The 4860-nt window shown below is 67.7% G+C and carries 4 protein-coding genes; 1 reads left to right on the top strand and 3 read right to left on the bottom strand.

Features of this window, described 5'->3' with window-relative positions:
* From ACRDUX_RS16580 to ACRDUX_RS16570, 3 genes are all read right to left on the bottom strand, one after another.
* The coding region (locus tag ACRDUX_RS16580) for an AMP-binding protein (protein WP_526415108.1) at positions 1-1466 on the bottom strand (1466 nt) is incomplete at its 3' end.
* Positions 1467-1475: 9 nt separating this feature from the next.
* On the bottom strand, positions 1476-2213 hold the full coding sequence (locus tag ACRDUX_RS16575; RefSeq protein WP_526415107.1) for a GntR family transcriptional regulator: 738 nt from the start codon (positions 2211-2213) through the stop codon (positions 1476-1478).
* 5 nt (positions 2214-2218) lie between these two features.
* Positions 2219-3814: a Vgb family protein gene (locus ACRDUX_RS16570; RefSeq protein ID WP_526415106.1), complete on the bottom strand. Its 1596-nt coding sequence runs from the start codon at positions 3812-3814 to the stop codon at positions 2219-2221.
* 167 nt (positions 3815-3981) lie between these two features.
* Here ACRDUX_RS16570 and ACRDUX_RS16565 point away from each other — a divergent pair, with 167 nt between their 5' ends.
* Complete coding sequence (locus ACRDUX_RS16565) at positions 3982-4836, top strand: SDR family NAD(P)-dependent oxidoreductase (RefSeq protein WP_526415105.1); 855 nt, start codon at positions 3982-3984, stop codon at positions 4834-4836.
* The last annotated feature ends 24 nt before the right edge of the window (positions 4837-4860 follow it).

Below are 4860 nucleotides of genomic sequence, written 5' to 3'. Positions count from 1 at the left end.
ATCGTCACCTGTTCAGGCACTTTGAACCTGGCCACCCCATGCCCTTCGAGGAAGTCGCGCAGATCGGAGACGTCCGGGCCGCCGCCGGCCGCCGCGACGATCACCGCACACGCCCGCTCACCGGTCCGCACGTCTGGCACGCCGACAATCGCCACCTCGACGATGCTGGGATGTCCGATCAGGAGGTCCTCGATCTCCTTGGGGGAGATGTTCTCACCGTTTCGGATGATGACGTCCTTGGCTCGGCCGGTGACCACCAGGCAGTCGTCGTCCCAGCGGCCGAGGTCGCCCGTGCGGACGAAGCCGTTGTCGTCGAACACGTCCGCGCCGTCGCGGGTGTGCCGGTAGCCGATCAGCATCTGGGGACCACGGGCGCGGATCTCGCCGTCCACGATTCGCACGCCCGCGATCCCGGGCCTCCCGTCGGTGTCGGCGGAACGGTCGGCGTCATCAAGGGCCCCTACGGTCGTCACGGGGACTTCCGTCGAGCCATACACCCGGCTGACGGCGGCACGGTCGAAATACGCGGCGGCCCTGCGGATGAGTGAGGGCGGAACACCCGCCCCGCCGCAGATGAACACCTTGAGCGCGGGCAGCCTCGTGCCGGCCTTCTCGGCCGCCGCCAACAACTGTTCGAGGAACGGGGTCGCGCCCGCCATGTGGGTGCATCGATGCGACGTCATCAGCTCGATCGCCGCGTCCGCGTCCCAACGGTCCATCAGCACCGCAGTGGAACCCGCGAGCAGTGGGCATTCGAAGGCGTAGATGGAACCGCCGATGTGTGCGATTGGTGAAGGGACCAGGAATGTGTCACCGGGCTCGATCAGCCAGTGCTCGCGGATCTGCTGGATCAGCGCGTGAATCGAATTGTGGCTGTGCAGAACCCCCTTGGGGCGCCCCGTGGTACCCGAGGTGTAGAGGATCATCCGCACCGCATCGGGATCGAGATCGACGGGGACCTCGCAGGTCCGCCCATTGAAGAGCGCACCGTACGCCGTGTGCGCATCCGCCGACCCACGCACGACGACCACCTCGGGCGGGTTCGCCATGGCCGCGACGACCCGACTCAGCATTGACGAGTAGTCGTGACCGCGAAAGATGGTGGGGATGAAGATGATCCGGGTGTCGGCATCGTCGAGGATGAAGCTCAGCTCGTGATCGCGTAGCGACGGCAGGATCGGGTTCACGACCAGCCCGGCGATCGTCGCTCCGAGGTAGATGACCGCTGCCTCGTGCCAGTTGGGGAGCATGAAGGACACCACACTGCCGCGGGGCATCCGTTCGGTTAGTGCGGCGGCCAGGTCTTCAGCCTGCGTCAGCAGAGTCCGGCAGTCGAGTCGGATGTCGCCGTCCACCAGCGCGATTCGACCGGGTGTCAGCTGCGCCGCCTCCCGGAGCGAGTCGGCAAGCGTGGTGCTGACCCACAGTCCGCGCGCATAGGCGTCGTCGTGCAATGCCCTGGTCACCGGCGCGCACTAACCCCTGACCCGGCGCAGCGTCATCGAGTGCCGAAAACGAGACGCGGGGTGCGTGTTGACGGTGACCTGGGCGACGTCGCCGTCGGAGGTCTTGTACGTGCGATGCACCTCGACGGCGGGTGAGCCCGCGGCGACCTTGAGGCGTCCCGCGAGGTCGGGCGTCACCAGCACCGCGCCGATCTCCTGATGGACCTCGACAATGCTCACCCCGAAGAGGTCCTCGATGAGCGGGAAGATCGGGCCGGTGTGCCGTTGCAGCAGTCTGCCTACGGCCGCAAAGGCGCGATTGATGTAGTACTCGGTCCAGCAATGCGTGTACTCGGCGTCGACCGCCTGCCGGAAGCCGAGCACGGCCAGCCACTCCTCGCCAACGGGAAGCCCTGTGTGCGCAGCGAGTTCGGCGTCGACGGTGACCATTCCGGTGGAGTCGATGTCAAGACCGGCGCCACTGGCGAACGCGAGCAGATCGTCGATGGTCATGTTGTCCTGGGCGTAGGAGTTCACCGAGACCCGTGGAACCACCATGGTGCCGGCCCGCGGCCGCGACGAGACCAGGTTGTCGTCGCGAAGCCTGCGCAGGGCTTCCCGGACGGTGTAGCGGCTGACCGAGAACCGTTCGCACAACTCGTGTTCCGTCGGCAGTTGCGAGCCGACGGGAAACACCCCGTCCACGATCTCCTTGCGCAGCGTACGGGCCACCTGAAGATAGCGGTGGTCGGCGGGAGTGACCGTCATGGCGGTCAGCCCCTTCGCAGCGCGAACACGCTGCCCTCTCCGTCGGCCGACACGTACAGCGTTCCGTCGGGTCCCGCGGCGATGCCGGCGAACGGACCCTGTGGCCCGGAGAACGGGGGCATTCCCCTGAGCGGCTTGGGTTCCACCCCCGGCGGGGGGCCGATCGGCAGTCCGGCGGCGATGGTCGTGCGGGCCCCGCTCGTCAGGTCGACGGTGACGACCGCCTTCTCGCCCGCGTCCACGATGAACAGCTGACCGTCGGTGGCGAGGATGCCCTGCGGACGTCGGAGTCCGTCGATCACGGTCTCGGCGCCCGACGAGGTGAGGCGCACCACGCGACCCGCGCCGGACTCGGCGACCAGGACGGTGCCGTCGGGCGTCACGGTCACGCCGACGGGCACGTTCAGTCCCTTGGCGAGCACCTCGAGGGCCCCCGAACGGTCCACGGCCACCACCTGGCCGCTGCCCTGTTCCACGGCCACGACGCCGCGCGCGGTCATGGCCAGACCGTAGAGCTGATCGAAACCGTCTGCCAACACCTCGCTTTCGGCGGTTGCCGGTCGGTAGCGGGTGATCTGGCCACCCGAGGTCGTTACGACGAACTCGCCGGGACCCGAGGCGACGAGTCCCCGGATGAAGCCCGGGTAGCCAGGCGAGAACAGCATGCCGACCGTCTGCAGCGAGCCGTCGGGCGCAAGTGCGTAGAAGTAGGTGCCGTCGGCGACGTAGACCAGGCCGTCGCTGCCGACGGTGACGTCGAGCGGCCAGTTGAGCGCTCCCGGCAGGACCGTGGCAGTCTTGCCGCCGCCGAGGATCTCGGTGATCTCGCCAGTGAAGTTCGACGCGAAGAGGCGCGCCCCCGAACCGGACCCGACGAACGTGCAGTTGTCCAGGCCGGGTGTCAGTTGCGCCAGCACGGTCTGCTCACCGGTACGCGGGTCGATGCGTAGTACCTGGCCGCTGGCCACCTGGGTGGAGACGATGAAGCCCTCGGAGTCGAACTTGACCGAATCCGGCACGCCGAGACCGGTGGCCACCGTCTGAGCCTCACCGCCGTCGGGATCGATGCGCCAGATCTCGTTGGCGCCCATCACCGGGAAGTACAACAACCCGTCGGGTCCGATCTCCATGGCATTCGGCGACGGCACGTTCTCCAAGAGGATCCGCGGCGGACCTCCGGCGAGGTCGAATTCCATGAGCCTGCCGCCTTCTCGGCACTCTCCGATGAACAGCCGACCGTCGTGAAACGTGATGCCGTTGGCGGAGGGGACGTCGTCGCGCAGGACGCGGGTGGTGCCGTCGGCGTTGCGCACGCTGACGCGGCCATCCATGACCTCGGTGGCGAAGAGGTTGCCGGACCCGTCGAACGCCACGTCGTCGGGCGCGATGATGTCGCAGCCCTTGGCGCTGACGGTCTCGAGTTCACCGTTGGCGAGGTTGAGCGCGCTGATCTGGCTGCCGGTGACCTGCGCGATGTAGATGCGGCCATCGGGACCGGTACGCAGACCGTTGGCACCGAACAGTCGGCTGGGCGCGGTCAGCCGCTGCAGGCTCCATCCCTCGGCCGCCGTCGGCGAGGTCGGGGCAGCATAGCGAGTCATCGGTCCGCCGTTCACGGATCGGACGATAGCAAGCCCAGCTAGTCCAGACAATAGGAAGGGTCCGAGAAGATCGAGTCTTGACGATCGCATTGTGCCTGCGGAATAGTGTTCTCCAATAGGCAGAGCAGCATATGTTGTCCGGACAATTACGCGGCAGAGAGCGAGTCATGTCTTCGGTTCATGGACTTCTCAGTCTCGACGGCCGCATCGTCGTGGTCTCCGGCGCGGGTGGCGGCGGCATCGGGACGACGGTGACTGCCATGGCCGCCGAGGCCGGGGCCACCGTGATCGCAGTGAGCCGGTCCAAGGAGAACCTGGACGAGCACGTGGTGCCGCTCGCTCGGCGTGGACTGTCCGTCGTGCCGGTCGCTGCCGACGCGTCGACCGACGACGGCATCGCCGCGGTGATGGATCAGGTCCGCCGAACCGACGGCGAGCTGTACGGCCTCGTCAACGTGGCAGGCGGTGCCGCCCCGTCGACCTGGATGCCGTCGACCCGGGTGACCCGCGCCGATTGGCGCGACCTGTTCACCGCCAATCTGGAGACGACGTTCTTCACCAGTCAGGCCGTCGCCGCGGAGCTTCGCGCGCAGGGCAAGCCGGGCTCGATCGTGTCCATCTCGTCGATCAGCGGCCTCAACACCGCGCCGTTCCACATCGCCTACGGCACCGCGAAGGCGGCGGTGGTGGCGATGACCCGCACCATGGCCCTGGAGCTCGCCATCGACGGCATCCGCGTCAATGCCGTCGCACCGGGCGTCACCGAGACGGCCGCCTCGCAGACCTACGTCGACCCAGACCCCGAACGCGATCGCGCCGCCATCGCGATGGGGCGCCGCGGACGGCCCGAGGAGCAGGCGGGCGCAATTCTGTTCCTGCTGTCCGACCTGTCCAGTTACGTCACCGGCCAGACCCTGTTGGTCGACGGCGGCCTCGACCTGAAGTGGAGTCACCTCGCCGCCGATCACACGTCGCTGTTCTTGAAGGACGACGGCTTCCGCGCAGAGATCAGCCGCCCATGACCCCCACTCCGCCACCCCCAACTC

Origin of the sequence: Mycobacterium sp. (assembly GCF_050701675.1) — a bacterium.
Taxonomy (GTDB): Bacteria; Actinomycetota; Actinomycetes; order Mycobacteriales; family Mycobacteriaceae; genus Mycobacterium.
The sequence above is the reverse complement of the archived record's forward strand: the minus strand, read 5'-3'. Positions and strand labels throughout refer to the sequence as shown.